Raw genomic sequence first — 26,684 nt, 5'->3', positions numbered from 1 at the left:
CTCGGGCTAACGGGGTGGCGTTCATGATGCGGTGCCGTCCTTCCGGTCGGGATCTTGATCGATGACCAACGAAACAATGTGCTCGGCGATGGCCAGTGAGGACGTGGCAGCGGGAGAGGGAGCGTTGCGGACACTGAGCACGGGCCCATTCCGGGTGATCCGGAAGTCATCCACCAGCGAGCCATCCCGGTCCAGGGCCTGCGCACGATTTCCCCGTGGGCCGGGAACGACGTCGTCGGCGGTCAGCTCCGGCACGTACTTCCGCGCCTCGGCCACGAACCTGCGCTTGCTCAGCGAACTGAGCATTTCACGTGCGCCGGTGCGCCAATGCTTCTTCGCGAAGGCCCGGAATCCCGGGTAGGCGATGGCGTCTCCCAGGTCGGAAGGGGAGACCGTGCTCCAGCCATACGCTTCCCGGGCAAGGGCGAGCACGGCGTTGGGCCCCACCATGACTTCACCGTCCACCCGAGGAGTGAGGTGGACGCCGAGGAAGGGATACCGGGGATCGGGCACTGGATAGACCAGGCCCCGGACGAGGTGACGCCGCTCGGGGCGCAGGAGGTAGTACTCGCCGCGGAAGGGCACGATTTTCGGGCCGTCCTCGCCTCCGGCAAGTTGTGCCACCCGGTCGGCGTGCAACCCGGCGCAGGTGATGACGGAGTCGAAAACCTCGGCGGTTTCGGCACCGTGGTGCTTACCGGTCACGACCATCTCGGTGCCACGGCGGGTGAACGCCGTGACTTCGAAAGAGGTGTGTACGGTGCCGCCGGCCGCCACGACGTCGTCGGCCAATGCGCAGGTGACGGCGCCGTAATCGACGATGGCCGTCCGGGGCGAGTGGAGTCCGGAGGTGCCCTCCACGTGGGGTTCGATGGAGCGGAGCTCCTCGCGATCGAGGAGGCGGACGCCGGGCACGCCGTTGGACTGGGCACGGCTCATGATGTCTGCGAGACGTGATTCCTCCACCGCGTTGCGCGCCACCAGGACCTTTCCGCATTCGTTGTACGGCAGGGCGCGTTCCGAGCAGTACTCGTTCAGCAACTCCACTCCCCGGCGGCACAACCGCGCCTTCAGGGAGCCGGGTGTGTAGTAGAGCCCGGCGTGCACGACCCCGCTGTTCCGACCGGTCTGGTGCGCCGCGAGCGTCGGCTCCTTCTCCAAGATGGTGACCTGGGCTTCGGGGTGGACCGCCAGTAGCCGGCGCGCCACGGCTGCGCCCAAGATGCCGCCACCCACTACTGCGTAACGCTGAGGTGTCATTGGTTCTCCTTTGGTGGCAATAAGTCGAGTGCTGATGGTGGACTGGTGGGCCGACGCCGAAGCATGAACACCGGCTGCCCGCGCGACTTGCGGACCATCCGGCGTCCGATCCGGAAGGTGATGGCTGCCGCCAGGGCAACGGCTCCGGTCGCCACCCAGGCGATGGAGTAGGAGGTGCCGCCAGCCAGGAAACCAAACCCCAACGGGCCGCCGGCGGCGCCGAGTGAGAGCCCGGTCTGTACGACGCCGGTTGCGGAGGCGGCCGCGAGCCTGTTGTCCCGGACGATGGCGAAGTGCAGCAGTCCGGGCCACGTCCAGCCGGCGCTGTAGGCCAGCAGGGCACCGAGCACCACCAGTGTCTCGGTCCCGACGCTGAGTAGCAGGTACCCCGGGACGCCGGCCACGAGCAGGTTCGCGATCAGCACGTACGGGCTGCGCCCCGGCATGCGGTCCATCAGGGCGCCGAGAAGGATCCGCACGCCGAGCCCCAACATCGCGGACACGGCAAAGAGCGTTCCGGCAGTGCCTTGCGGGATACCCATCAGGACGGCGGAGTCCACGAGGAATATTCCAAGCGAGGTGGATGCTGCCGCTGCCAGTCCAGCGCCGATGGTGAGGACGACCAACCCAGCACGCGGTGTCCCGCGGTCCTCGGTATGGCTCGCCGGCGTCGTCGGTCCCGTGGGATGCTGCCCACGGAACAGGGTCCACAACGCGAGGATGGTGGCGAGGACCGCGCCACTGAAGAACGCGTACCGCCAGCCCAGGACCAACGCGATTCCGGGAACCGCCAACCCGGCCAACATCGACGCCGCGGGAATTGACGACTGCTTGATGCCGAAGGCCAAGCCGAGCCGGTTGTTACCGATACTCCTCGAGATTCCGAGGTTCGCAGCGGGTTGGGCCATGGCGTTCGCCATTCCACCGATGAAGAGCGCCGCAACCAGGATCGAGAACGACGGGGCCGCGCCGGCCCCTGCCAACCCGAGTGCAGCCAGGGCGGCCGAGATGGCCATGCCCCGGCCGGCACCCAGACGCTGGACGACGCCGCCCAGTGGCCGCGCGAGGATTCCGGATACGGCGAACAGCGTTGCTGCCGCCATGCCCATCTTTGCTGGACCGAGCTGGAGGTCCTCCCGGATCTGTACTGCCAGGGCGCCGAGGAGGAACGCCGGGAGCACCCCCGTGGTGGTGACGTAGACGGCCTGAAACAGGGTCGCAATGGGCCGTCTGGACTGCACAGTAGTCACCGGGCGGGTTCGACTTCCGACGCCGGTGAGTCATGGGCATGGCGCCTCCTGCGCACCACATGGAGCGCCAGGCCAGCAACGATCAGGGCGGTGCCAATGGCCAACCACATCGGTTCCATGGCCAGCATGGGCAGGGAGCCGATGCCGATCAAAGTACGCTCCAGCCAGTTCGCCGGGCCCAGGATCCAGCCGCCGGTGGTCACCGCAAGCGCGGCGACGGCAATCGTCGAAACGAGCAGAGCCAGCAGCACCGTGCCGATCCCGCCCTGCATGAGCAGGCCGACGCCCGGCCCGGTGAGCACGAAGATGAACGGTACGAGGAAGGCGGAGAGCGTGTACCGCCACGTCAGCCACATCGTCTTGATGGGTTTACCGCCGGTGATGGCCGATGCTGCGAACGGCGAGAGCGCCGTGGGAGGCGACACTTCGCTGAGTACCGAGTAGTAGAAGATGAACATGGCTGCGGCGAAGGGTGCAACGCCGACATCCTGCAGAGCGGGCCCGATGATGACCCAGGAGATGATGAAGCTCGCCGTGACAGGTACCGCGAGGCCGAGCAGGATGACCGAGATGGCCGAGAAGATCGCGGTCAGCAGCAGGCTACCGCCGGCGAAGTCCACGATGATGTTGGCCAGTTTCAGTCCCAGTCCCGTCAGGGTCATGACGCCGACGATCAAACCCGCCGCGGCCATCACCGGGATGACGGAGAGCGCGCCCGTCGCGCCGGTTGCCAGTGCGTTCCAGAGGCGTCTGGGGGTCATCCATGAATCACGCTCCAGGAAGCTGAGCACGAAAGCCAGCCCCGTAGCGAAAACGACGGCGCGGAACGGGGTCATGCCCAGGGCCATGAAAACGACGATCGCAATCAGGGAACTGAAATGGTAGCCGAAGCGCAGGAGGAGCTTCCCGACGGGCCGGACCTCGAAGTCGACGATTTTGGTCTTGAACTTCCGGGCATCCATCTCGATGGCCAGGATGATGCCGAGATAGTACAGAAGGGTGGGGATGGTCGCCCAGATCAACACCTGAAGGTAGGAGACATGCAGCAGCGCGGCGATGATGAACGCTGCGGCACCCAGAGTGGGTGGCGACATGATGGCGCCAATGCCCGCGGCGGCCAACACCGCGCCGCCATGCTCCTTCGGGTACCCCGCGCGGCGCAATAGTGGCCAGGAAATTCCGCCCAGGGTGACCGTTGTGGCGACGCCCGAACCCGATACGGTGCCAAGCAGAAAACCGGCCAGCGTCACGGTCCGTCCCGGGCCGGACCGTGACTGGCCGAAGGCCGAGAAGGAAAGGTCGATGAAGAATTTCGTGGCACCGGACGCTCCGAGCACGGCGCCGTAGATCGTAAACAGGATGATGTAGGTCGCCGCGACGTCCGTCGGGACACCGAAAATGCCTTGGGTGCCCATGACGTTGTGGCCGACGAGGCGGATCCAGCCAAATGCGGACGTCTGGAACGGGTCCGGGAAGTACGGGCCGAAATAAGCGTAGGCAAAGAAGAAGAGCACGACCAGTGGTACCAGGATGCCGACCGTTCGGCGGCACGCCTCGAGCACGATCAGGATGGCGATCGTTCCCATGATCAGGTCGAGGTAGGTGGGGATGATGGCGCGCCGGAAAAAAGCGTCCCAGTCGGAGATGATGTAGACGAAGGGCACGACGGCGACGACGGCGAGTACCCAGTCAAGGATGTTCGGATTGTCTACCTTGCCGGCCTGCTTCGCCTTACCCGATCGTCCCCCACCGCGGTAGACCAGAAACGTCAGCGAAAGACCGAGCATGAGGAATGCCGGCAGGTAGAACTGCGTGGCCATGGGGTTGAATACCCAGTACAAGCCGAATGCCGACAGGGCGACGCCCAAGATCTTGACGATCTGGGCGGGTATTCCGCTCAGTTGCCGTGCCGGTTTCTCCGCTTCGAACTCGGCAATGAGTGCATCCTCATCGATGGAATCCGTCTCCACAGTAAGGGGGCCGCCCGAAGTGGTCACTGGGTCGGGACTGCCGTCCAACCGCTGGGGGGCTGAGGACTTCGGCCCGTCCCCCGCTTCATCGGGTCGCGATGAACGGGCGGTTGCCGCACCAGCGACGTCAGATCGCTCGGTCATGGGGTCTCCTTGATATCTAGCACAACGAACGGGTGGTCGTCCTCGACCAGCGGCCACAGTTCCAGTGGCGGCTCGTCCGGGACATGGAGGGTGCGCTGGCCCAGGTCGGTGCCAGCGATGGAGAGCGTCTCGAACACCACGGGATGCGCGGGGTCCGGCGGCACGACGTAGTTGCGGCGGTCCGTTGGCGCGGCCTTCGTCGGGGCACCGGGAACGCCGTAGTACTCCTCGAGGACGGCCAGCTGGTCCGCGGCGATTTCCACCAGTCGGAAGGTTCCGTCGGGCTGGACCACGTAGCGCTCCTCAGCCAGCGTCTGGTAGATCGAATTGCGGTAGCTGACCGCAAAGGTGCCCCCGGTCACGGGCACGTCGGCCAGTTCGCCGTCGTCGTTGCTGATCACGAGCGTGTGTTCGGCGGCCCCGCCATGCCCCGAGGCAGGCTCGGACGTGCCGCCCCACACGACAGCGAGCAAGCCCAGACACATGAGGACGGTGACGACGACGGCGAGCTGACGGCGCATGGACGGCTAGCTTCCCGCCTGGTCGAAGTAGGCCTGCGCCCCGGGGCAGGTCTCAACGAATGGCATCTCCCCGGCGGTGGTTGGGTCAAGTTCCGATGCGGCCGGGTGGACCTGGACCAGTTCCTTCTTGTGTTCGAAGATCGCCGTGGTGATGTCCTGCTGGAGTTGTTCGTCCATGTCCTTGGAAGCAACCAGGATGTTCGGCGAGGCCACGACGGAGATGGCCTTGGCCTGTCCTTCGTAGGTGCCTGCGGGAATTTCCTTCTCGGCGTAGTACTTGCCGTACTCCGTGGACAGTGCGTCGGCGTACTTGCCGATGGGAATGATCACCATGTCGCCGTCGGATGCGAGGTCGATCAGTGCACCCGTCGGCAGGCCACCTGACCAGAAACCGGCGTCGATGGTGCCGTCGCGGAGCGCCGCGACGGTCTCGGCGACGCCGAGCTGGCGGCGGTCGATGTCCTTCTTCGGATCGAGGCCGGCGGCTTCGATGGTGCGGACAGCGGCAACTTCGGTCGCAGAGCCTGGTGCACCGACGGAGACCACCTTGCCCTTCATGTCCTCGACGCTTTTGACGCCGGTACCCTCAACGCTCACCGGCTGCAGGAAGTTGTTGTAGGTGTTCCCGAGCGAACAGACGTTCAGTGCGTTGCCTTCGAATTCACCGGCGCCTTCGACGGCGTCGGAGACGACGTCGCCCACGGAAAACGCGAGCTGCGCGGCGCCGTTCTGGATGAGCAGCATGTTGTCGACTGAGGCATTGGTTTCCTGAACGGTGGCGTCGTATCCGTCCACGTTGTCGCGGATGACGGTGGCAAAACCGCCGCCCAGCGGGTAGTAGACGCCGCCGGTGCCGCCGGTGGCGATGGACAGTGTTCCGCCGTCGCCTGAGTCTGCACCGTCACCTCCGGCGGAGTTGTTGGCGGGGCTGCCGCAGGCGCTGAGGAACAGTGCCGGCCCCAGGACGGCAAGGGCAATCAAACGCGAGCGACGGATGCGGTGCGGGGTGTGTGACATGGGTTTCTCCCTAGGAAGGTGGCGGTGATGATGGGACGCGATGCGGTCTTTCCCGACTTTTAGTGGTGCTCCCTTCCTTCCATCGGTGTGGCGTCGCTCGGAAGCGGGACGTCGGCGACGGCCAGCAGCCCGGCAAGGGTTCTGTAGTACCCCACCAGGATGGTCAGTTCGGTGATTCCCTCGTGGCCCAGGTGTTCCAGGGCGCGGGCATGCAACTGGTCTGTGATGCGGGTTTCGGTGATCAGCCCCCGTGCGAGCAGGAGCGCCGTCGTATCGACATCGGAGGCGTCGTCCGGGACGGCCCCGGCGCGGATCTGTTCGAGTTCCTCCGGCGTGATGCCTGCTGTGAGCGCCACCCGGCTGTGTGCGTACCATTCGTACCCGGCATCGAGCGCAACGGCGACGAAGCAGATCACCAATTCGCGGGTCCGGCCCGGGAGCTTGCCGCCGAAGCGGATGGCCGTGCCAAGCGCCTGGACGGCATGGCCAATGGCGGGCGACTGCAGGAGTGCGTTGAATGGCCCGGCCAGGCTGTCGTCGTCGTTCAGGATCCGGAAGGGACCGTCGGCCCGTGGCGGTGCGGTGATCTCCTCGTACAGGGTGACTTGTTCCGGGGTCATCGCATCCGGCTGCACTAAGGGGAAGCGGCTAGACAAGGGTGCGGCCTCCGTCGACATACATGACGTGTCCGGTAACGAAGGCGGACCGTTCGGAGGCTAGGAAGAGGACGGGCCCGGTGAGGTCCTCGACGGACCCCAGTCGTCCGGCGGGCACCAGGGATTCGTGGTTCTCGCGCACGCCGGGCTGGTCCAGGTGGGCCCGGGTGAGATCGGTTTCCGTGTATCCCGGGGCGATGGCGTTGACGGTGACGCCGTGCGGCGCCCACTCGCGCGCCATGACCCGCAGCAGCTGGTTGATGCCTCCCTTGGTCGCGGCGTAGGCGCCGTGGCTGGGGTGGGCGAGCAGACCGGAGACGGAGGAGCAATAGATCTGGCGGCCCCAACCGGCGTCGACCATATGCCGGCCGGCAGCCCGGCCCAGTCGGAAGGCGCTGGAGAGGTTCACCTCGATAATGCGGTCCCAGTCGTCGTCGGTGGTGTCCACGATGGGCACGCGGTGGTTGATCCCGACGGCGTGGACCAGGATGTCCAACCCCCCGAGTGCGTCGACGGCCCGGGTGATCGCCTCCTCGCAGCCGGCGGTAGTCGAGAAGTCCGCCAACAGGGGGTGGCCAAGGCCGGCCAGACGGGCTTCGTCCAGGTCGGCGACGGCAACTCTGGCGCCGGCCGCGGTGAAGGCAGCCACACATGCAGTGCCGATTCCGCCAGCACCGGCAATGAGCACGCGCCGGTTCGCCAGGCCGAGCCAGTTCTCCACAGCAAGTTCCCCTCGTTCGGTGCCCGGACGGCCTGGTGGAACCGGGCCGAACGCTGTAGTCGCTGCGACCGGAGCAGACTCGTGAACTGCGGACCGCGACATCATTGGAGACTGTATCCAAAAATAAGACAATTTGTAACCCCCGTCACATGTTGGTGTTCCCCGGCGCGCGCACGAAGGGATTCATTGCCGAATCTGCAGGCGTCGGGAAGGGGACGCCGGGAGGGTGGTTACTGCCCGTTGAGGAAGACCCGCAGTGCGTCGACTGCGTGATTTCGGTGCTCGTCGAGCTGCCGGATCAGGAGCGGTGCGTCCCGCGCCGCCAAGGCATCGATGATGAGCTGATGCTCGGCTTCCACGCGCTGCCGGTTGGTGGGGACTCCGTAGTAGATGAACCGGTATGTGTCCGTAGCATCCCAGAGCATCGCGATGAGACGTTCAAGGCGCGGCATCCCGGCGGCCGAGAACAGCGCGAAGTGGAACTGTCGGTTCGCCGCGGTCATCGGCAGGAGCTCGGCACCGGCACTGGAGCGCTCCACCTCCTGTGCGGCGTCTTTCATGGCTTTGATGGTGGCTTCGCCGGCCCGGCTGGTGGCAGCGTGTGCGGCTTCCGTTTCCAGTAGCTGGCGGATGCGGTAGACCTCGAGCAGATCCGCGAGGGAGAGTTCGGCGACCCGATAGCCGCGGTGCGGTTCGTAGGCGATTTGCCCTTCACCCTCGAGGACCTTGAAGGCCTCACGCAATGGAACCCGGCTCACGCCGAGGCGGGCTGCGAGGGCGTCCTGGCGGAGCGGTTGGCCGGCCTCGACGTCACCGGCGATGATCATGCGGCGCAGTTCGGCCAGAGCGAAAGCCTGTGCCGTGGGGGGACGCTTTGCGGGCGTGTCGTTCATCCACGCCTCCCGTAAAGTCCGTCACCGATATCTGTCTTGCACTCTAGTCCACCACGGATGGGCCAGCAGGCCGCGCTTCCCGGGCTGCCGGTGCACCGGATCGGCGGTCGAGGCCCTTGCCGGGGCAACTAGTCTGGAGGCATGGAACCGCAGGATGCACCGTTGTTGACCGCACGCGACCTGGTCTCCGGATACGGGGATTTCGAGGTCTGCGGTCCGCTGGACCTGGTCTTCGACCGGGGCGACGCGCTGGGCATCGTCGGGCTTAACGCGGCCGGCAAATCCACCCTGTTGCGCACACTGGTCGGCCGCCAGCCACCGGTCTCCGGCCGGGCCGCCGTCCTGGGCGTCTTCACGGACGACACCTCCCACGTCCACCGGCGGCTGGTCTCCGCGGTCTTCGACGAGGACGCGTTCTTCGATTCGCTGACTGTCGAGGAGCACCTGCAGCTCATCGTCTCCGGGCACGGCGTGCCCGACGGCCAGGAAGCCGTCGAACGGGAACTGGAGTTCTTCGAGCTCGGCGCCGCCCGGGACGCCCTGCCCGGCGCGCTCTCCTCCGGACAACGCCGGCGCCTGCTGCTGGCGGCCGGGTTGATCCGTCCGGCCGAATTGCTGGTCCTCGACGAACCGGAACAACGGCTGGACCCGCCGATGCGGGCCCAGCTCGCGGTGCGCCTGCGTGCCCGGATCGAGAACGGTGGTGCCGTCCTGCTCGTGACGCACGATGCCATCCTCCTCACCACGGTGGTCGACCGGTGCCTGATTGTCGGGGACGGGCTGCGCTTCGCCACCGCCAACGAGGGTGCCGCAGCGATCGGCGGCGCATGAACGCTTCGCCCGGGGGGCCAAGCGGGAGGCCCGTGTTCCCCGCCTGGGTGCCAGCGGGGCCGCCGACCGGCTTCGACCCCTCCGCCACCACGCGCAGGCTGCGCCGAGACCGTCGGCGCGCCGAGCGGTTCGAGCGCTGGAATGACATCTACATCGGGATCCTCGGAGCTGGGATCCTGCTGGCCTACGTCCTCGGCCTGGTCCAGTTCCTGGCTCAGGGCCTACGGGATTCCGGCACGGCCGGACTCGTGAGGCCGGGCATCGCAGTCGTACCGGCCGCCGATGCCGGATCCGCGCTCCTGGCGATCGCCCTGCTGGGAGTTGGCGGGCTGTTGAGCGGGCTGGGGCCCGTCGCGGTGGATCGCGCCCAGGGGTTCTGGTGGCTGTCGCTGCCGGTGGATCGGGGGCCGATGTTGGCCCGGCAACTGCGGATCCGCCTCACGTGGGTCTTCGCCGGTGGGGTCGTCGCCTGGTTGCCGCTGGGGCTCTCCGCCGGCACCGCCGGCCCGTTCGGGTACACGGGGCCACCGATGGCCGGGCTCATCGCGGGGTGCGCTACGTTGGGGCTGGAATTCGTGGTGTTGGGCCTCGCGGCCGCCGCTGCCCAGACCGCCCGGATCCGGCACGGCTTCGCCCGGGCGCTCATGGCGACCGGGGTCCTGCTGGCGCTGGCCTATGCCATCGACGCCGTCTCCCGGGCGGCCGGCGCCGCACGCTCGCCGTTCGCCGGGCTCTGGCCGGTGCTTCCCTCCGCCTGGCCCGCCGCCGGCAACTGGCTGGCTCCGGTGGTCCTGGTGCCCGTCGTGGTGGCCGGCTGGCTGCTGGTTCACCAGCAGCTGGAGAGGATCCGCACCTCGGACCTGCTCGACGCCGGCGGCATCAGTGGACAGGCGGGAAATTCGATCGCGCTGCTCGACGTCCGGTCGTTGGCCCGCTCCTTCGCGCGGGGGCCGCGGCGAACCTCCCACGTCCGAGATGTCTGGGCCCGGCTGCTGCCCGCCCGCTTCGGTGGGTCCCCGGTGGCGGCGCTGCTGCGCGCCGAAGCCCTGGTGCTACTGCGCACGGGCACCGTGTGGGCCCGGATGTTGGCCAGCCTGGCCCTGCTGGCCGGGACGGTCACCGCCCACGGGGGAGGTTCCGCCGTCGTGCTCTGTGTGTCGACCGCCTTGGCGGGGATCCTGGCCGCCCAGGCGGCGGGAGCCGCCGCCGCAGAGGCGGCACGCGTTCCGGGGCTGGACGCCCTGTTACCCCTCGACGCCGGGGCCGCGCGGCGGGCGCATGGGCTGCTGCCGTTGGCCGTGCTCGTGCCGTGGGGCGCGTTGGCCGGGGGCCTGCTGGGTTGGGCGCTCGCCGGGCCGGGTGCCCCCGGCGCCTGGGCGATGCTGGTGGCCATGGGGGCCCTGTGCGGGATCGGGTTGGCCGGCGGATCGCTGCGGGTGGCCTACCGGCCCGAACTGGACTGGGAATCGGTGTTGCAGCGGCAGGTCCTGGGCAAGGGCGCCCGGCCACTGATTGGGCACGCGGTGCACGGGATGGAGCTGATGCTCATTGCCCTGGCGCCTCTCGGGGTCGCCCTGCTGCTGGCCCCCGTGCCGGGGGTGCTGGTGGCGGTCGCCGCCGGCGTCGGGGTGGCAGGCTGGTTTGCCGGGGGTTATCGGACGCAGCCGATCTAGCGCCCCTGCGGGTCCGGGTGGCCGGCGTAGTAGGCCGCCAGCGTGGATGCCTTCAGCTCGGCGAAGGTGCCGTCCTCGATGGCCTCGCGCGCCCGGTCCACCAACGAGACCACGAAGCGCTCGTTGTGGATGGAGATCAGCGTGTGGCTGAGCAGCTCCTTGGCCTTGAACAGGTGGTGGATGTAGGCGCGGGTGTAGTGCATGCAGGTATAGCAGTCGCACCCGTCCTGCAGCGGGGTGAAGTCCGAGCGGTAGCGGGTGCCGGAGAGGTTGAACCGGCCGTGCGCGGTGTAGAACGCCGAGTTGCGGGCGACCCGGGTGGGGGAGACGCAGTCGAAGGTGTCGGCCCCGTTCTCGATGGCGGTGAAGAGGTCGTCCGGTTCCGAGATGCCCAGCAGGTGGCGGGGCTTGTCCTCGGGCAGCTCCTCGGAGCACCAGCCGACGATCGTGCCCAGGTTCTTCTTCTCCAGGGCACCGCCGATGCCGAACCCGTCGAAGGGCATGGCCCCCAGGTCGGTGCACGCCTTGCGGCGCAGGTCCTCGTACTGGGCGCCCTGGATGACCCCGAATAGTGCCTGGTAGGGCTTGGCGGCGCGCTCATCGGTGAGCCGGAAGTGCTCGACGATGCAGCGCTCGGCCCACCGCCGGGTGCGCTCGAGCGACTCGACCTGGTAGCCGCGCGAATTATGCAACGTGGTCAGCTCGTCGAAGGCGAACATGATGTCCGCGCCGATGCGGTGCTGGACGCCCATGGAAATCTCCGGGGAAAAGCGGTGCCGGTCCCCGTTGATGTGGGACTTGAACCAGACGCCGTCCTCGTCCACGTTGGCCAGGCGTTCCTTGCCCGGGGCGACGGTGTCGTCGCCCCCGTCGGCCGTGGAGACCTGCATGTCGATGACCTTCTTGAACCCCGAGCCCAGCGACATGACCTGGAATCCGCCCGAGTCGGTGAACGTCGGGCCCGGCCAGTTCATGAACGCGCCCAGTCCGCCGGCGGCGTCGAGGATGTCCGATCCGGGCTGCAGGTAGAGGTGGTAGGCGTTGGCCAGCACCGCCTGCGCGCCGAGGCCGGCGACCGATTCGGGGAGCACCGCCTTGACGGTGGCCTTGGTGCCCACCGCGATGAAGGCCGGGGTCCTGATGTCACCGTGCGGGGTGTGGATGATGCCGGTGCGCCCCAGTCCGGTGGAGCCATCGGGCTCCACCATGCGCGTCCCGACCTCGAAGGAGAACGCCTCTTGGCTCGGGTGCCCGGATGGCACGGGGGAGTCGGTGGTCACAGCGGCGGTGGGATCGGAGGCAGACACCCCACCATTTTGCCCCATGCGGAGGCACGACTGTGACGAACGAGCCCCGCGAAACCGCGCGCAGCGTACCCCGCGGGTCATAGGCTGGAAGGGGAGGTCGGTGCGTCGTCGTCGTACTGCTTTCCCGCCAGATGCCGTCCAGGCCAACCCAGGAGCTCCCGTGGACAACCCGTTGACCTTGCGCCGCCTGTTGACGCTCGGCCCGGGCGACAGGGACCCGTGGATCGGGGTGCGCTGCGGGCTCGGAGTGTTCCTTCCGCTGGTCGTGCTGCTGGGCACCAACCGGCTGGACCTGGCGATCTTCGCGATCTTCGGTGCCTTTACCAACATCTTCGGTCGGGTACCCGCCCATCGGGACCGGTTGCGTGCCCAGTCTCGGGCCGGTGCCCTCTTCCTGCTGGTCATGGCCGCCTCCTGGGCCTCCAACCGCTTTCTCATCGACCATGACACGGTGGCCGGCGGGTGGACCGTGGTCGTCCTGACGACGCTGGTGGCCTGGATGTGCTCGCTGGCAACCGGGTTCCTGCAGCTGCGCCCCGCCGGTTCGCTGTTCCACATCTTCTGCTTCGCGGCCATCGCCTCGATTCCCACGGTGCCCGGTTTCGGGATCTCGATGGCGGCGGCGATCAGCACGATCGTGCTGGGCATCTGCATCGGCCAGCTCGGGCAGATCGCCCCCTCGCGGCGCACCGGCTGGACCGGGGCGGGGCTACGCCCGTTGACCCCCGGGGTGCGCACGGCCATCCGCATCGAATCGGTCGGCTACCTGCTCGCCGCCGGTCTGGCCGGGAGTGTGGCCCTGTTGATGTCGCCGGTGCTGAGCACCGGGCATCCCTACTGGGCGATGGTCGCCGCCGTCGTTCCGCTCGTGGGGCACACGACCCGACACCGCATCGCCCGTGGCCTGCACCGTGTGCTGGGCACGATCGCCGGATTGGGCGTGATGGCGGTGATCATCGTCGTGAATCCCAACCCGTGGGCGATCATCCTCTTCCTCGGGTTCGCCCAGTTCGGCGCCGAGATGCTGATCACCCGCAACTACTTCTGGGCCCAGGTCTGCGTCACCCCGCTGGCGCTGGTCGGCACCGCCCTGATGGCGGGGATGAGCACCCAGCTGCTCTACGACCGGATGCTGGAGACCGTGATCGGCTCCGTCATCGGCGTCGCCGTGGCGCTGGCCGGTTCGGCGTTGCGGCGCCGGATGCAGGCCGGCGCCGCCACCGGCTGAGGACACTCAGGCGTTCGTAGCCGATGCCTCTCCGCCGGCCTCGCGGTCCGGCGCGTCCGGTGCATCGAGGGTGCGCAACGTGGTGAGCTCGTGGTCGATCATCCGCTGCAGTTCGTCGCGCTCGAGGGTGCGTGATCCGCCGTGGGCCAGCAGGTAGAGCAGGGCATCGAGCCGTTCGATCCGCCAGGAGCGGATCGCCGGTGCATCCTCGGCGGCCGTCGCGCGGTGGATCTCCCGGTCGAACAGGTTCGGCTCGTCGAGCTGGCGCTGGCGCAGCTCGGCGGTCAGCTTGGCCTTGAGCGGATCCTCCTCGATGTGGTCGGTCACCCGCAGCGACTCGGAGAACCGGCGGGCCGCCTCGAGGTCGCCGTTGGAGGCCGAGAGGTAGGCGGCGATCGCCAACGCCGACTGGATGGACTTCCAGCGGCCGAAGTTGCCGTCGAACGGCAGCTCGGTGAGGATTTCGAGGGCGCGCCAGACATTGGGCTGGTCGTCGAGCTCGACGAAGAGCAGGTGGGCCAGGTCGCGCACATCTTCCAGCTGGGCTCCGGATTTGGGGTTGAAACCGCGGCTGAGCTTCGCGATGGGGCCGAGCACCCGCTGGTCCCACGGGTATTCCCGGGCGATCGCGATCAACACGGCCTCCGGCGACCCGTCCTCCACGGGGATCACGGTCAACTCATCCAGCGTTGCCTCCGGTGGGGGCGCGCTCGTGTGGACACGGATGGTCGAACCATGGGCGATCGTGACCTTCTGCCCGTCATCCAGCGTGGCCTCGATGTAGGCCGGGGTGCCAAAGCTGTCCAGGACAGTCCTCAAGCCGGACACCGGAAGGCTGGGGGTGCCCGTTCGGGTGATGAACCGGTCGCCGCGTGCCACCTTTTCGGCGCGAACGGCACGGATGTAATCGTGCTGCAATGTCACTTCCTACTCGCACCAGCCCGCGTGGGCCAGCGCCTGTCGAAGGATGTTGGCGCGGCCGCCGGCGAACTCGTCACGGATGGACGGGCTCAGGGCCTCGCTCGGGGTCAGCCAGGTCAGTTCGAGGGCGTCCTGGCGGGGGTTGCATTCGCCCCGCACGGGGATGACGTAGGCCAGCGAGACGGCATGCTGGCGTTCATCGGTCAGCCCGGTCTCGGACGGGGAGGGGAAGTACTCGGCAACCGTGAACGGCACCGGGCTCAGGGGCAGCTGCGGCATGGCCATCGGCCCCAGGTCCTTCTCCATGTGCCGGACCAGGGCGGCCCGGATCGTTTCGCGGTACACCACCCGGCCCGAGACGAACGTCCGGGTGAACTGCCCCGCCGCATCCGCGGTGTAGAGCAGGCCGACCTCGTTGACGTACCCCAGCGGGTCCAGGCGGACCGGGATGGCCTCCACATAGAGGATGGGCAGGCGTTGACGGGCCTCGTAGAGGTCCTCGTCGGACAGCCAGCCGGGATTCGGGTCCGGGGTGCGCACGTTCATACCCCCATGTTTATCGCATCCGCACCGACACTTCACGGCCCCATCCCGAGGGACGCCGGATTGACCGAAATGACCTGTGGAATACACCACGTCGGGAATACGCGGCGACAGGTGCCGGTTTATAGTGGTTTGGAAGCCCCGATGACTCTTTCGGTTCCTTCCTCCCGTCGATGACCATCGCCCACGGCCCCGCCGTTGGCCGATTTACCAGAGGACCCCCTCGTGCTATCCGAAGACCGCCCCATGATCCCGGGGCACCCCACAACGGCAGATACCGCCGTCGTACCCGATGGGCGTCTCGCCCCGGAAGCCAAGATGACCATCGGCGTGCTCTTGGTCTCCGCCTTCGTCGTGATCCTCAACGAGACGATCATGAACGTGGCGCTGCCCCGACTGATGGTCGCCTTCGACGTGAGCGCCGACGCCGTGCAGTGGCTGGCCACCGCGTTCATGTTGACCATGGCCGTGGTCATCCCGGCCACCGGCTACCTGTTGCAGCGTTTTTCGATGCGCACCGTGTTCATGCTCGCGATGGGCCTGTTCTCGTTGGGCACGCTGCTGGCCGGGACCGCACCCGGTTTCGAGGTCCTGCTCGGTGCCCGGGTCATCCAGGCCAGCGGTACGGCGATCATGCTGCCGCTGTTGATGACGACGATCCTGGACCTGGTGCCCCCGTCCCGCCGCGGTGCGGTGATGGGCAACGTGTCGATCGTGATCTCCGTGGCCCCGGCCGTCGGCCCGACAATTTCCGGGCTGATCCTGCAGTTCCTGCCGTGGCGGTTCATGTTCCTGATCGTGCTGCCGATCGCCCTCATCGCGCTCTTTGCCGGCGCCCGCCGCCTCTCCCGTGACGCCGATGCCGGGACCATGCCGTTCTCGATCCCGTCGATCCTGCTGGCGATTCCCGGCTTTGGCGGCCTGGTCTACGGGCTGAGCAAGATCGGTGGCGGCCACGAGGGCGGCGGGCAGGGGCCCGATGCCGGTGCGCTGGTGGCGCTGGTGGTGGCCTTCGTCGCCCTCGCGGCCTTCACGCTGCTGCAGCTGCGCCTGCAGAAGAACGACCAGGCGCTGCTGGACCTGCGGCCCTTCACCTACCGCGACTTCACGATTTCGCTGGTGCTGATGGTCCTGGCGATGGTCTCGCTGTTCGGGGTGATCATCCTGCTGCCGATCTATCTGCAGAACGTGCGCGGGCTCGACACCCTGGGCACCGGCCTGCTGCTGCTGCCCGGCGGCTTGCTGATGGGCCTGCTGGCACCCTTCGTGGGGCGGATGTACGACAAGGTGGGACCGCGCCCGCTGATGGTCCCCGGCGCCGTGCTGCTCGCCGCGGTGATGTTCTCCTATTCGCGGCTGGCCGCCGACACCCCGATCTGGTGGCTGCTGGTGCTGCACCTGGCGATGTCGGTCAGCTTCGCGTTCATCTTCACCCCGGCGTTCACGACGGGCCTGAACCCCCTGCCACACCGGTTGCATTCGCATGGCGCCGCGGTGCTCAGCACGCTGCAGCAGCTCGGCGGCGCGGCGGGCACTGCCCTGCTGGTGGGCATCATGGCCTCCTCCACTGCGGCCGCCGCGCTGGCCGGGTCCACCGCCGTCGAGGCCCAGGTGCAGGGATTCCGGCACGGGTTCCTCACCGCGGCGATCGTGAGCCTCTCGCTGATCGTGCTCAGCCTGTTCCTGGGGCGGAAGAAGGTTGGCGAACCGGCCGCTTGACCGCGGGGCCGCCTGACCGCGGGGCCGCCTGTCGGGGGCTCCCGTCGGGGGCCGGCCGCAGGCAACGAAGTCCGGGTTGTGCAGGCCGAAGCGGTGCTTCGAGCCGACACCACCCGGACTTCGTTTCGTTCGGAGCCGCTTCCGCGGCGGCGGTGATTCCTACCAGCCGGCCCGCCAGTACTGCGGGGCACGGGGGTTCTCATCCCGGTCGATCCCCAGCTCCCGCGCGGCCAGGGCCGGCCAGTAGGGTTCGACCAGGGCGGCCCGGCCGATGCTGACCCCGTCCGCCTGCCCGGTGACCAGGATGTGCTCGGCCTGGGTGGCCTCGGTGATCATCCCGACGGCGGTGACGAAGGCGTCGGTGCCGGCCAGGGCCTCCTTGACCGCGGTGGCCAGGGACACCTGGTAGCCCGGTCCGGTGGGCCCGTGGAAGGCGCCGATCCCCGCGCTGGACAGGTCGAACGCGCTGACCCCGAGTTCGCGGGCCTCCGCGGCGAAGCGGGCGGTATCGGCGATCCGCCAGCCGCCCTCGACCCAGTCCTCGCCGGAGAAGCGGATGCCGAGGACCTTGTGGTCCGGCCAGGCGGCGCGCACCGCGGTGATGACCTCACGGGCGTACCGGGTGCGGTTCTCGAAGCTGCCGCCGTATTCGTCGGTGCGGTGGTTGGCCAGCGGGGAGAGGAACTGGTGGATCAGGTAGCCGTGGGCTCCGTGGAGCTGGATCACGTCGAACCCGGCTTCATCCGCCCGCCGGGCTGCCTCGGCCCAGTCGCGGATCGAGGCCTGGATCTGTTCGATGGTCATCTCGGCCGGGGCGTCCAAGCCGTGGACGTCGGTGACCGAAGGTGCCAGCGTCCGCCAGCCGCCCTCCTCCGGCGGCATGGTGCCGCGGGCGCCGGAGGCGGCGGCCGCGGGCAGCCACGGGTAGGTGGAGGCCTTCGCGCCGGCATGGGCCAGCTGGATGCCGGCGGCGGCACCCTGGGAGTGGATGAAGTCAACGATCGGGGCCCAAGCGTCGCGCTGGGCATCGTTCCACAGACCGGTGTCCTGGTCGGAGATCCGGCCCTCGGGGGAGATGGAGGTGGCCTCGGTGTAAACCAGGGAGAAGCCGCCGACCGCCCGGGAGCCCAAGTGGGTCATGTGCCAGGCATGGGGCACCCCGTCCTTGGCGGTCACCGAGTACTGGCACATCGGTGCCAGCGTGGCGCGGTTGCGCAGGGCCAGGCCGGGACCGGCGGGGGCGGACAAGGTCACAGGTTCGAAGAGTCGAGTCACGTGAATGGGCAACGGCGCCCCACCCGTGCCTATTCCCGTCGGCCCGGGGCGGGCTCCGGGTGGATGGCGTCAGTCCACGCGGTGGTAGCCGTAGAGGTCATGCTGGGCCTCGTTGATCCAGAGGTCCTCCCCTCCGTCGGGATGTGCCAGGCGTACGGTGAGCCCGTACGACTCGTCGATCAGCTCCGCGGCCAGTCCCGCGGCCAACAGCCGCTCCTGCAGGTGCCGGACATCGCCGTCGTACTGGAAGCTGGGCACGGCGTGCGCGCTGGTGCCCGCATGCGTGGCGACGAGGCCGCCGTTCTTGGCACGGAACTGGAGCCAGCCGCCGGTGTCACTGGCGATCTCCGGACGTGCGCCGATGGCCCGCAGGGTCGCGGCGGAGCCCTCGGGATCCGGGGTCATCCACAGGGCGAGGACCCGCAGGGCCGGGTCGGCGGCTTCCGATGCGGGGCGGGCCGCCTCGACCGTGGCGGTGAAGGATAGGCCGTCGGGCCCGGTGATGGTGGCCGTGCGGCCGTGGCCCTCCTCGGAGAGGACGACGGCGGTGCCCGCTTCCCGGGTGCGCCGGCTGAACTCGTCCAGGTCCCCGACCTCGAAGGCCAACCGCAGGGTGCCGGCAGCGTGGGCGGCGTCGGGGGCATGGAGGCGGAACCGGCCGGAGGCGGAATCGAACTCCTGCCATCCGTTGGCGTGGACGGCCCGCACGAGGCCGAGCGCCTCGAGCAGCAGCGCCCACTCGTCTGGCTTTTCGGTGAACTGGATGGGGGTGACGCGCAGCATCAGGGCTTCTCCTTCAGGTGGGCGGCCAGCACGTCGGCGACGTAGGCGGACAGCGAGGCCTCGGCATCGATGGCCGCGTGCTTGACCTCGCGGACCAGGCCAGCGGGCAGGTAGACGTTGAACTGGACCTTGCGGTCCGGATCGGGAGTCGATTCGATGAGCATGTTTAGAATGCTAGCAATTTAGCAATGATGCGTCTAGACCCCGGCTCCGGGTTCTGCTGGAATGGTCGGATGGCCACGCCGCTTCCCGAACTCCTGCTTCCCGATGCCGCTACCTGGCGTTCCTGGCTCGAGGAGCACCACGCCTCCAGTGCGGGTGTCCGCCTCGTTGTGCACAAGAAGGGCGGGTCGGCGACCGCCTTGACCCGGGCCGCGGCCCTGGACGAGGCGCTGTGCTTCGGGTGGATCGACGGCCGGGCCGGCAGCCGCGACGAGGAGAGCTACCTGCTGCGCTTCACTCCACGGCGCTCCGGCAGCGCCTGGTCGGCCACTAACGTCGGATTGGTCGACCGGCTGATCGGGGAAGGCAGGATGGCTGCCGCCGGGGCCGCCGAGGTCGAGGCGGCGAGGGCCGACGGGCGCTGGGACGCCGCCTACGCCGGACCCGCGAGTGCCCGGCTGCCGCCGGAACTGATCGAGGCATTCGAGGGCCACCCCGCCGCGCGGGAGGCCTACGACCGGCTCAACAGCACCAACCGGTTTGCCCTCTACTACCGGATCCACACCTTGAAGAGGGCCGAATCCAAGGTCCGCAAGGCCGCAGAATACGTGGCGATGCTCGAGGCCGGGCAGGCACCCCATGCCCAGCCGGGTTTTGAGGAGGCACCCCGGCGCTCGCGCAAGCTTGCGGCCGAGTCCTAGCGCCGGTAGCGCCGCACGAAGTTTTGCAGGACCAGCGAGGGCCAGGAGACGTCCACCGAGCGCGCCAACTCGGTGAGCTCGCCGGCCATCTCGGAGGGGAAGTACCCGGCGTCGCGGTAGACGGCGATGCGGGTCGCCAGCCCATCCCCGTCGAGTTCTGGGTGGAACTGGGTGGCGTAGAGGTTCGCCCCGACGCGGAACATCTGCACCGGACAGGTCGCCGACGTGGCCAGGAGTACGGCGTGGTCGGGCAACTGCGAGATCGCCTCCTTATGTCCGACGAACGCGTCGAAGCCCCGCGGCAGCCCGTCAGCGAGGGGGTCCCTGGCCCCGGCGTCGGTCAGCTCGATATGGGCGGTGCCGACCGGTTCGGCATGGGTGCGGTCCACCGTGCCTCCCTGGTGGACGCCCAGGGTCCCGACGCCGTAGCAGGCACCCAGGAACGGGAAGTCGCGCTCGACGAGCCGGTCCAGCAGTGCGGAGAGCTCGGATTCGACCCGCACCTGGGTCGTGGACTTGCGCGCGGGGTCATCCGAGGAGTTGAACGGCCCACCACCGAGCAGGATGCCCGAGTAGTCGTCCAGATCCAGATCCGCCGGGAGGGGTGCGGCGTCCAGGGCGTGCACCACCAGGTCATCGGGGGAGAGGTCCGCGGCCGCAAGGAAACCGCGGACCTCGTCCTCGGCGGCCACGGGGTCGTCGCGGGTGGAGATCAGCAGGAAGGGGCGGCTACCGGTTGCGGGGCTCATGACCGCATCCTACGACGCGAAGGGGTGGAGTACGCGGGCTTCACGCACTAGAGTGTGATTTGAGTTAGCAACCATTAACTAAGCGGTGTGTGCCGCACGTTGGGAGCATCAATGCAGATCGCCGGGGCCTCGGCCCTCATCACCGGTGGCGCGTCCGGCCTGGGGGCCGCAACCGCCAAGAAGCTCTACGACGCCGGAGCGCATGTGGTCCTGTTGGACCTGCCGTCCTCGGCCGGTGAAGACACCGCCGCCGGTCTGGGCGAGCGTGCACGCTTCGTGGCCGCCGACGTCACCAACGAGGACCAGGTGCGCCAGGCCGTCGAGGTTGCCTCCGACCTGGCCCCGCTGCGCATCGTGGTCAACTGCGCTGGCGTCGGCACCCCCGGCAAGGTCCTCGGCCGCGATGGTGTCCTGCCGCTGGAAGCCTTCCAGAAGGTCGTGGCCATCAACCTCATCGGCACCTTCAACGTGGTCCGGCTCGCCGCCGAGGCCATCGCCGCGACGGAGCCGATCCTGGATGAGGAGACCGGCACCGAAGAGCGTGGCGTCATCGTCAACACGGCCTCCGTGGCCGCCTTCGACGGGCAAATCGGCCAACCTGCCTATGCCGCCTCCAAGGGCGGGGTCGCCGCCATGACGCTGCCACTGGCCCGCGAATTCGCCCGCCAGTACATCCGCGTCATGACCATCGCGCCGGGCATCTTCGAGACCCCGATGCTCGCCGGCCTGCCGCAGGAGGCCCAGGACTCGCTCGGAGCCCAGGTCCCGCACCCCTCGCGCCTGGGCAAGCCCACGGAGTATGCGGCACTGGTGGAGCACATTGTGGCGAACCAGATGCTCAACGGCGAGACCATCCGGCTCGACGGTGCCATCCGCATGGCACCGAAGTAGGCCGGGGCCGCATGCCCGAGCAACCCGACGCCCTGTCCGCGCCGGGGGGTCGAAGCCTACCGGGCGCCGACTTCCTGGACATCGAAGCCCAACTGGATCATCGCGAACGCGCCAAGCTCGACGAGGTCCGCGCCTTCGTGGCCGAGCACGTCACCCCCTTCGCCGGGGCGTGGTGGACGGCGGAGCAGTTCCCGTTCCACCTACTGCCGCAGCTCGGGGCGCTGGGTGTGAGCACCCCGACCCGGCACGGCTATTCGCATCTCTTCCACGGGCTGCTCATCGCCGAGTTGGCCCGGGCGGACGCTTCCCTGGCCACGTTCTTCATGATCCACCACGACCTCTTCGTCGAGTCCCTGTATGACTTTGGCACCGAGGGACAGCGCGAACGCTACCTGGCCGACGCCGTGGCACTGCGCACCACCGGCGCCTTCGCCCTCACCGAGCCCGACCACGGCTCCGACGTCGCCAAGGGCATGGACACCCGCGCCCGCCGCGCGGGGGACACCTGGATCATCAACGGGGCCAAACGCTGGATCGGCAACGGCACCTTCTGCGAGCACATGCTGCTCTGGGCCCTCGATGAGGAGACCGGCGCCGTGCGTGGATTCGTCCTGGACACCACGCTGCCCGGGGTATCCACCTCGCGGATCGAGAACAAGATCTCGCTGCGCACCGTCCAGAACGCGGATGTCGTCCTGCGCGATGTCCGGGTCTCCGAGGCGGACCGGTTCCCGGGCATCGAGTCGTTCTCCGACACCAACCAGCTGCTGCGCTCCAGCCGCATCATGGTCGGTTGGCTGGCCGTCGGGCAACAACTGGCCGCCTTCGACGTCGCGCGCGCCTACGTGCTCGAACGCGAGCAGTTCGGCCGCCCGCTGGCCGCTTTCCAGCTGATCCAGCAGAAGCTGGCGACCATGCTGGGAAACGCCACCGCTTCGATGGCGTTGATGGTCCAGATCGCCCACGCCCAGACCCAAGGCACCGAGAGGATGGACCAGGCGGCGCTCGCCAAGGCCTTCACGACCGAGCGCATGCGCGAATCCGTCGCCCTGGGCCGGGCCGCGCTGGGCGGCAACGGGATCGTCGCCGACCACCGGATGGCGCGGATCTTCGCCGACGCCGAGGCGGTCTACACCTACGAAGGCACCCAGGACGTCAACCAGCTCATCGTCGGCCGGGCCGTCACGGGAATCTCCGCCATCGCCTGACGCCGGCTTTCCCCGGTGGTACCGACCCGCCCTAAGCTGGGTCAGTGCCTTCCTTCCGCGTCCAGTTGAACATCCTCGCCCTGCGCGGCGGCCACCCGCCCGAAGCGGTGATGGACACCGCCAAGGCCGCCCTGGCAACCCGTCACCATGTGGAGGCGAACCAGCTCGACATCGTCGGCGGTATCCCGCGCATCACCTTGCGGTTCACCGTCGAGGAGGAGGAATACGACGCCGATGCCCGGGCCGCGCGCTCGGCGGCGGCCTTGATGCGGGCCGAGGTCGAAGGGGTGGCGCGGACGCAGCACCTCGTGGTGTTGCGCCGGGTCCGCGGACGTTGGTCCCCGGTCTAGAACTCGGTGCGCTGGCCCCGCTCGGCACGGCGTTCGGCATGGCCGATCTGGTACCTGCGGTTCTCCGTCGCCAGGAGCACGATGAAGGCGCAGAGGCCGCAGATGATGGCCACCGGGGTGGAGAACAGCGGGCCGATCAACCGGTCGAGCATGATCCAGAACAGCCCCCAGGCAAAGCCCAGGGCGAGCACGATGCGGCCGCGTTCTGACATGGACATCGTCGCGGCGGCCCACGTGGCCCCCACGATGACCAGCACGCCCCACCAGGAGGCGGGCAGCAGCAGGCTGAACCCGGAACGGGTCAGGGCGATGCTCAGGGTGGCGGGCAGCAGGACCAGGGCCCACCCCATGTACAGCGCCCCCGGGCCGTCGACGAAGACGCGCTCCATGGTCGATCGTGCCGTGCGCTGGTTCATGCGCCGGACGGCATAGACCAGCACCGTCGTCAACGCCAGCGCCACCACCACCGAGAGGAAGACCAGTGACGCACGGGCGCACAGCAACCACAAGGCGCCGAGCAACCCGGCGCCGGCGGTGAGATAGCCGATCTCGCGCTGCCGGTACGACGAGCGTTGGCTCGGATGCCATTGGTAGATGGCGTAGAGCACGATCCAGATGAACAGCACGCCCCAGATCATGAACGAGTCGATGCCCGGGGCCAGCAGGGCGGTCCGGGGGCGGAACGGGGAATCCGCGTCGGAATGTGCGGTGGGCCCGCCGAACCAGCCCAGCCCGAGGAAACCCAGCGCCAGCGACAGGACGGCGACGACCGAGACGACGACCCGGCGCACCAGGTCCTCCCGGGTCTCTTCCGGATCCGGGTCGCGGGCGGGCAGGTTGTAGGGCGGAACGTAGATCGGGCCCTCGTCGTCGACCCAGAACGAGCTCGTGTTGCGCAGTTCCTCGGCCGATCGTGGAATCGGGTGGGCCGCGGCGTCGACGATGGCTTCACGCGCGCTCTCCACCAGCGACTCCAGGTCTGCGCTGGATGACGCGGCACGGGCGGCGGCCTCTTCCGCAGCCTGCTGGGCGGCCTCCTCCTCGGCGGCCTTCCTGGCAGCCTCCTCGGCGGCGCGCTGGCGTTCCGCCGCGGCATCCGCTTCGGCGCGTTCGGCGGCTTGGCGCTCGGCACGCAGTTTTTCCTTCTCCTGCCGGGCCGTCTCGCGGGCGTTGGCCCGCCGGCGTGCGTTGGCACGCTGCGTGGCGATGGCTTCCCGGGTCGTCGCCTTCGCCTTGGAACCCAGTTCCCGCCAATCGGGTGATTCCAGCCCATCGAGCCAGGTGTTCAGGCGGGTGGTCGCGTTCTCGTCGTCCACCCGGCCGTGCGTGCCCGGTGCCGCGAGATGGCGGGAAGCGGCCGAGTCGACGTCGCTGGCACCCTCCGGGGAGCGCAGCGGCTTCGGCGGCAGTCCGGCCGGCCGGGGCGCACTACCGCTGCCACTACCGGCACCGGCACCGGCACCTGATCCGGCAGCCGGCTTGGCGGCCTCCTCCTCGGCGCGTGGGGATCGGGGGACGGAAGAAGTGCCGGCCGGCGCACCATCGGAGGCGGTGGGTGCCGGGGAACTGGGCTGGGAGGCACGCAGTCGCTCCAGCGCCCCGGAGGCAGCCGAAGTATCCTGGCGTGTTTCTGTCATGACGTGGAATCCCCTTTAACCGCTAATTGCCTTGGCAATGATTCCTCCCAACACCACCACGTTAAGAGTACCCAATGAGGTACGTGGCTCGAGGGACGTCGACGCGTGCTCCATGAGGCTGTGGCCGGATTGTGATCCCCACATGGCCGTTTACCTCAGCCGAATGGAGGTAACACCGGCGACACGATCGCGGACTCAGCGGATGGGGCCCGGGGATTCGTCCAGGGTGCGCTCCGACGTGAAGGTCACCGGGGCCCCGGAGAGCGGGTCGGTGAACGATATCGAGTGCGCCAGCAGCTGCAATGGCCGGGTGAAGTCGTCGGGCGCCTTGTCCAGCAGGTCCGGGTAGAACGGGTCGTTCACCATGCCCAGGCCCAGGGCCGCCATGTGCACGCGCAGCTGGTGGGTCTTGCCCGAATGCGGGCGCAACCGGAAGAGCCCGACGGCGGTGCCCGCGTGGACGCCGGCGCTCACGCCGGTGCCCAGCAGGTCGACCCGCGTCTCGGCGTTCGGCTCCCCGGGCTGGGTCAACGCCAGCAGGTACCCCTTCTCCTTGGTCATCCGGTTGCGGTATTCCAGCGGGAAGTCGGCGGCGGTGGCACGGTGCTCCCCGCCGAACTGGCGGACGCTCTGCCCGTGGCGGCCCGGGCCCGACGCGGCCGGGGACCCGCCCGCGGCGGGGGCACCGCCGTCGTGCACGGGTGCATCCCAGCCGGTGGGGAGTGCCGAGACGCAGCGGTATTCCTTCTCGATCCGGCGGCGTTCGAACAGGGTCTGGTAGGCGCCGCGGGTGTCGGGGTTGGTGGAGAAGAGGATGACCCCGGCGGTGGCGCGGTCGAGCCGGTGCATGGGGATCAGGTCCGGCAGGCCCAACCGGTTGCGCAGCCGCACCAGGGCGGATTCCTGGACGAACCGCCCGCCCGGGGTGGTGGGCAGGAAATGTGGCTTGTCCACCACCAGCAGGTTCTCGTCCTGGAACAGGATGGTCTCGCTGACCGGCAGGTGCGGCTCGTCGGGCAGGTTGCGGTAGTACCAGAGGAAGTCGTGCACGCCCAGCGGCGTGGTGGGGGTCAGGGGTTCGGCGCCGAGGCCGACGACCTCCCCGGCCCGGAAGCGCCGGATGATGCCCTCGGGGTCCACGTGGCCGAAGCGTTCGAGCATGTAGTCCATGACGGTCGCCCACGGGCCTTCCCGGGGGATGCGCAGGCGGGTCGCGTTGACTCCGTCGCGCACGGGAAGCGGGGATTGCATGGCCATCCGACCATTTTCCCACGGTTGCCGGCGTGGGAAGTCCGGTGGCGGCGCCGGGGCCGGCGTCCGGAGGGCGTCAGGCCCGCGGGTCCGGCTGGCAGCGGGGGCAGAAGTAGACGTCGCGCTCGTTGAGGTCCATGCCGCGATCGCGGGGGTCGGGGGCCGTCTGCTGGGGGAGCGGCTTGAGTTGGAGGTTGCCCGGTTCGCCGTCGTGCACCAGGCCAGGTGCCCGCCCGACGGGCAGGACCGCGGGCGCCCGTCCCAGCCCGGCGGTCGGTCGGGGCTGGCCGAGCTTGCGGTGTTCGACGGTTCCCCCACAGCGCAGGCACGGGCGGCCGGCCCGCCCGTAGACCCAATACTGATCGCGCATCGGCGGCGTGGTGGTCACCCGGCGGGAGCGGTCCTTGTTGGCGTGCAGCAACTGGTAGGACAGTTCGATCAGGTGGTCCGCGTCGGGGACCTGCCCGGTGGGGGTGCGCGGATGCAGGCCGAGCAGGAACATCAGCTCCGAGCGGTAGATGTTGCCCAGCCCGGCGATGACCCGCTGGTCCAGCAGGGTCAGCGCGATCGGCCGGTCCGGCATTGTCCCGAGCCGACGGTGCACCTCCTCGGGGTCCCAGCAGGGGCCCAACGGGTCCGGTCCCAGGTGGCCGACGGCCTCGGGTTCGTCGGTGGTGCGGATGACGCGCAGGAAGCCGAGGTCGAAGCCGACGGCCTGGAAGTCGGCGTTCTTCAGCACGCAGCGGGCCTTGAACGCCGGGGCGCGCCAGCGCTCGCCGGGGGCGTAGACGTCCCAGTGTCCGTCCATGGACAGGTGGGAGTGGATGCTGACATCGGCGACGCGGATGAGCAGGTGCTTGCCGCGGGAGACCACCGAGGTGACGGTGTGCGAGGCCAGGTTCAGGGTCGCGTAGGACGGGACGCGGAAATCACTGGTCTGCAGGGGCCGGTTGCTCAACGCCGCATCCAGGCGGCGCGCCGCACGGTAGACACTGTCGCCCTCTGGCACGCCCGGTCACATCC

26 protein-coding genes are annotated in these 26,684 nt (G+C 68.7%); 8 read left to right on the top strand and 18 right to left on the bottom strand.

Annotation, left to right across the window (positions count from 1 at the left end; all coding sequences use genetic code 11):
* Positions 1 to 21: 21 nt before the first annotated feature.
* From lhgO to AC1MEQ_RS07310, 8 genes are all read right to left on the bottom strand, one after another.
* Complete coding sequence (gene lhgO / locus AC1MEQ_RS07345) at positions 22 to 1,260, bottom strand: L-2-hydroxyglutarate oxidase (protein WP_479795312.1); 1,239 nt, start codon at positions 1,258 to 1,260, stop codon at positions 22 to 24.
* Complete coding sequence (locus tag AC1MEQ_RS07340; protein ID WP_479795310.1) at positions 1,257 to 2,510, bottom strand: MFS transporter; 1,254 nt, start codon at positions 2,508 to 2,510, stop codon at positions 1,257 to 1,259. The genes lhgO and AC1MEQ_RS07340 overlap by 4 nt, the downstream gene beginning before the upstream one ends.
* On the bottom strand, positions 2,507 to 4,624 hold the full coding sequence (locus AC1MEQ_RS07335; protein WP_479795308.1) for a TRAP transporter permease: 2,118 nt from the start codon (positions 4,622 to 4,624) through the stop codon (positions 2,507 to 2,509). Before AC1MEQ_RS07335 ends, AC1MEQ_RS07340 begins: the two co-directional genes overlap by 4 nt.
* The gene (locus AC1MEQ_RS07330; protein ID WP_479795306.1) at positions 4,621 to 5,145 is read right to left on the bottom strand and encodes a hypothetical protein; all 525 of its coding nucleotides are present in this window, start codon (positions 5,143 to 5,145) and stop codon (positions 4,621 to 4,623) included. Before AC1MEQ_RS07330 ends, AC1MEQ_RS07335 begins: the two co-directional genes overlap by 4 nt.
* Positions 5,146 to 5,151: 6 nt before the next feature.
* On the bottom strand, positions 5,152 to 6,162 hold the full coding sequence (locus tag AC1MEQ_RS07325; RefSeq protein ID WP_479795304.1) for a TAXI family TRAP transporter solute-binding subunit: 1,011 nt from the start codon (positions 6,160 to 6,162) through the stop codon (positions 5,152 to 5,154).
* Between the two features lie 59 nt (positions 6,163 to 6,221).
* Positions 6,222 to 6,782, bottom strand: coding sequence for a carboxymuconolactone decarboxylase family protein (locus AC1MEQ_RS07320; protein WP_479795303.1), 561 nt, complete (start codon positions 6,780 to 6,782; stop codon positions 6,222 to 6,224).
* Positions 6,783 to 6,810: 28 nt separating this feature from the next.
* Positions 6,811 to 7,539 carry an SDR family NAD(P)-dependent oxidoreductase gene (locus AC1MEQ_RS07315; RefSeq protein ID WP_479795301.1) on the bottom strand — a complete coding sequence of 243 codons (729 nt, stop codon included), beginning with the start codon at positions 7,537 to 7,539 and terminating at the stop codon, positions 6,811 to 6,813.
* A 230-nt stretch (positions 7,540 to 7,769) separates the two neighbouring features.
* Positions 7,770 to 8,432, bottom strand: a complete 663-nt coding sequence (locus tag AC1MEQ_RS07310; RefSeq protein ID WP_479795299.1) for a GntR family transcriptional regulator — start codon at positions 8,430 to 8,432, stop codon at positions 7,770 to 7,772.
* Positions 8,433 to 8,573: 141 nt separating this feature from the next.
* On the opposite strand from AC1MEQ_RS07310, the gene AC1MEQ_RS07305 reads away from it, so the two are divergent.
* Entirely contained in the window at positions 8,574 to 9,263 is a 690-nt protein-coding gene (locus tag AC1MEQ_RS07305; protein WP_479795297.1) for an ABC transporter ATP-binding protein, read from the top strand.
* 32 nt (positions 9,264 to 9,295) lie between these two features.
* Complete coding sequence (locus tag AC1MEQ_RS07300) at positions 9,296 to 10,936, top strand: DUF6297 family protein (protein ID WP_479795295.1); 1,641 nt, start codon at positions 9,296 to 9,298, stop codon at positions 10,934 to 10,936.
* Here AC1MEQ_RS07300 and tgt read toward each other — a convergent pair.
* On the bottom strand, positions 10,933 to 12,144 hold the full coding sequence (gene tgt, locus AC1MEQ_RS07295) for a tRNA guanosine(34) transglycosylase Tgt (RefSeq protein ID WP_479796084.1): 1,212 nt from the start codon (positions 12,142 to 12,144) through the stop codon (positions 10,933 to 10,935). The two genes, AC1MEQ_RS07300 and tgt, sit on opposite strands and share 4 nt — an antisense overlap.
* Positions 12,145 to 12,403: 259 nt before the next feature.
* Between tgt and AC1MEQ_RS07290 the strand changes: the two genes are divergently transcribed.
* Positions 12,404 to 13,471: an FUSC family protein gene (locus tag AC1MEQ_RS07290; RefSeq protein WP_479795293.1), complete on the top strand. Its 1,068-nt coding sequence runs from the start codon at positions 12,404 to 12,406 to the stop codon at positions 13,469 to 13,471.
* A 6-nt stretch (positions 13,472 to 13,477) separates the two neighbouring features.
* Here the strand turns inward: AC1MEQ_RS07290 and AC1MEQ_RS07285 are convergent, their stop codons facing one another.
* Together AC1MEQ_RS07285 and AC1MEQ_RS07280 are read right to left on the bottom strand one after the other, a co-directional pair.
* The gene (locus tag AC1MEQ_RS07285; protein WP_479795291.1) at positions 13,478 to 14,389 is read right to left on the bottom strand and encodes a DUF6707 family protein; all 912 of its coding nucleotides are present in this window, start codon (positions 14,387 to 14,389) and stop codon (positions 13,478 to 13,480) included.
* 9 nt (positions 14,390 to 14,398) lie between these two features.
* A complete protein-coding gene (locus AC1MEQ_RS07280; RefSeq protein WP_479795290.1) occupies positions 14,399 to 14,938 on the bottom strand; it encodes an NUDIX hydrolase family protein in 540 nt (179 codons plus the stop codon).
* A gap of 243 nt (positions 14,939 to 15,181) precedes the next feature.
* Here AC1MEQ_RS07280 and AC1MEQ_RS07275 point away from each other — a divergent pair, with 243 nt between their 5' ends.
* Positions 15,182 to 16,654, top strand: a complete 1,473-nt coding sequence (locus AC1MEQ_RS07275) for a DHA2 family efflux MFS transporter permease subunit (protein WP_479796083.1) — start codon at positions 15,182 to 15,184, stop codon at positions 16,652 to 16,654.
* Between the two features lie 159 nt (positions 16,655 to 16,813).
* Here the strand turns inward: AC1MEQ_RS07275 and AC1MEQ_RS07270 are convergent, their stop codons facing one another.
* The 3 genes from AC1MEQ_RS07270 to AC1MEQ_RS07260 form a co-directional block, all read right to left on the bottom strand.
* Complete coding sequence (locus AC1MEQ_RS07270) at positions 16,814 to 17,929, bottom strand: NADH:flavin oxidoreductase/NADH oxidase (protein WP_479795288.1); 1,116 nt, start codon at positions 17,927 to 17,929, stop codon at positions 16,814 to 16,816.
* A gap of 69 nt (positions 17,930 to 17,998) precedes the next feature.
* On the bottom strand, positions 17,999 to 18,712 hold the full coding sequence (locus tag AC1MEQ_RS07265; protein WP_479795286.1) for a VOC family protein: 714 nt from the start codon (positions 18,710 to 18,712) through the stop codon (positions 17,999 to 18,001).
* The gene (locus AC1MEQ_RS07260; RefSeq protein ID WP_479795284.1) at positions 18,712 to 18,876 is read right to left on the bottom strand and encodes a CopG family transcriptional regulator; all 165 of its coding nucleotides are present in this window, start codon (positions 18,874 to 18,876) and stop codon (positions 18,712 to 18,714) included. The genes AC1MEQ_RS07265 and AC1MEQ_RS07260 overlap by 1 nt, the downstream gene beginning before the upstream one ends.
* A 69-nt stretch (positions 18,877 to 18,945) precedes the next feature.
* Between AC1MEQ_RS07260 and AC1MEQ_RS07255 the strand changes: the two genes are divergently transcribed.
* Positions 18,946 to 19,575, top strand: coding sequence for a YdeI/OmpD-associated family protein (locus AC1MEQ_RS07255; protein WP_479795282.1), 630 nt, complete (start codon positions 18,946 to 18,948; stop codon positions 19,573 to 19,575).
* Here AC1MEQ_RS07255 and AC1MEQ_RS07250 read toward each other — a convergent pair.
* The gene (locus AC1MEQ_RS07250) at positions 19,572 to 20,324 is read right to left on the bottom strand and encodes a glutamine amidotransferase (protein ID WP_479795280.1); all 753 of its coding nucleotides are present in this window, start codon (positions 20,322 to 20,324) and stop codon (positions 19,572 to 19,574) included. The genes AC1MEQ_RS07255 and AC1MEQ_RS07250 overlap by 4 nt on opposite strands.
* 111 nt (positions 20,325 to 20,435) lie before the next feature.
* On the opposite strand from AC1MEQ_RS07250, the gene AC1MEQ_RS07245 reads away from it, so the two are divergent.
* From AC1MEQ_RS07245 to AC1MEQ_RS07235, 3 genes are read left to right on the top strand one after another with little or no spacing between them, the layout of a single operon-like run.
* Entirely contained in the window at positions 20,436 to 21,215 is a 780-nt protein-coding gene (locus tag AC1MEQ_RS07245; RefSeq protein ID WP_479795278.1) for a 3-hydroxyacyl-CoA dehydrogenase, read from the top strand.
* Positions 21,216 to 21,226: 11 nt separating this feature from the next.
* A complete protein-coding gene (locus AC1MEQ_RS07240) occupies positions 21,227 to 22,423 on the top strand; it encodes an acyl-CoA dehydrogenase family protein (protein WP_479795276.1) in 1,197 nt (398 codons plus the stop codon).
* Positions 22,424 to 22,467: 44 nt separating this feature from the next.
* Entirely contained in the window at positions 22,468 to 22,773 is a 306-nt protein-coding gene (locus tag AC1MEQ_RS07235) for a hypothetical protein (RefSeq protein ID WP_479795275.1), read from the top strand.
* Here AC1MEQ_RS07235 and AC1MEQ_RS07230 read toward each other — a convergent pair.
* The 3 genes from AC1MEQ_RS07230 to AC1MEQ_RS07220 all read right to left on the bottom strand — a co-directional run bounded on the left by AC1MEQ_RS07230 (position 22,770) and on the right by AC1MEQ_RS07220 (position 26,670).
* Positions 22,770 to 24,410: a hypothetical protein gene (locus AC1MEQ_RS07230; protein ID WP_479795273.1), complete on the bottom strand. Its 1,641-nt coding sequence runs from the start codon at positions 24,408 to 24,410 to the stop codon at positions 22,770 to 22,772. The genes AC1MEQ_RS07235 and AC1MEQ_RS07230 overlap by 4 nt on opposite strands.
* Before the next feature lie 195 nt (positions 24,411 to 24,605).
* Positions 24,606 to 25,661, bottom strand: coding sequence for a pseudouridine synthase (locus AC1MEQ_RS07225; protein ID WP_479796082.1), 1,056 nt, complete (start codon positions 25,659 to 25,661; stop codon positions 24,606 to 24,608).
* A gap of 76 nt (positions 25,662 to 25,737) precedes the next feature.
* Complete coding sequence (locus tag AC1MEQ_RS07220) at positions 25,738 to 26,670, bottom strand: DNA-formamidopyrimidine glycosylase family protein (protein ID WP_479795271.1); 933 nt, start codon at positions 26,668 to 26,670, stop codon at positions 25,738 to 25,740.
* Positions 26,671 to 26,684: the final 14 nt, after the last annotated feature.

It is taken from the genome of Arthrobacter sp. ASL1, from assembly GCF_056680475.1.
Note: the sequence above shows the minus strand (reverse complement) of the source record. Positions and strands in the feature narration are given on the sequence as shown.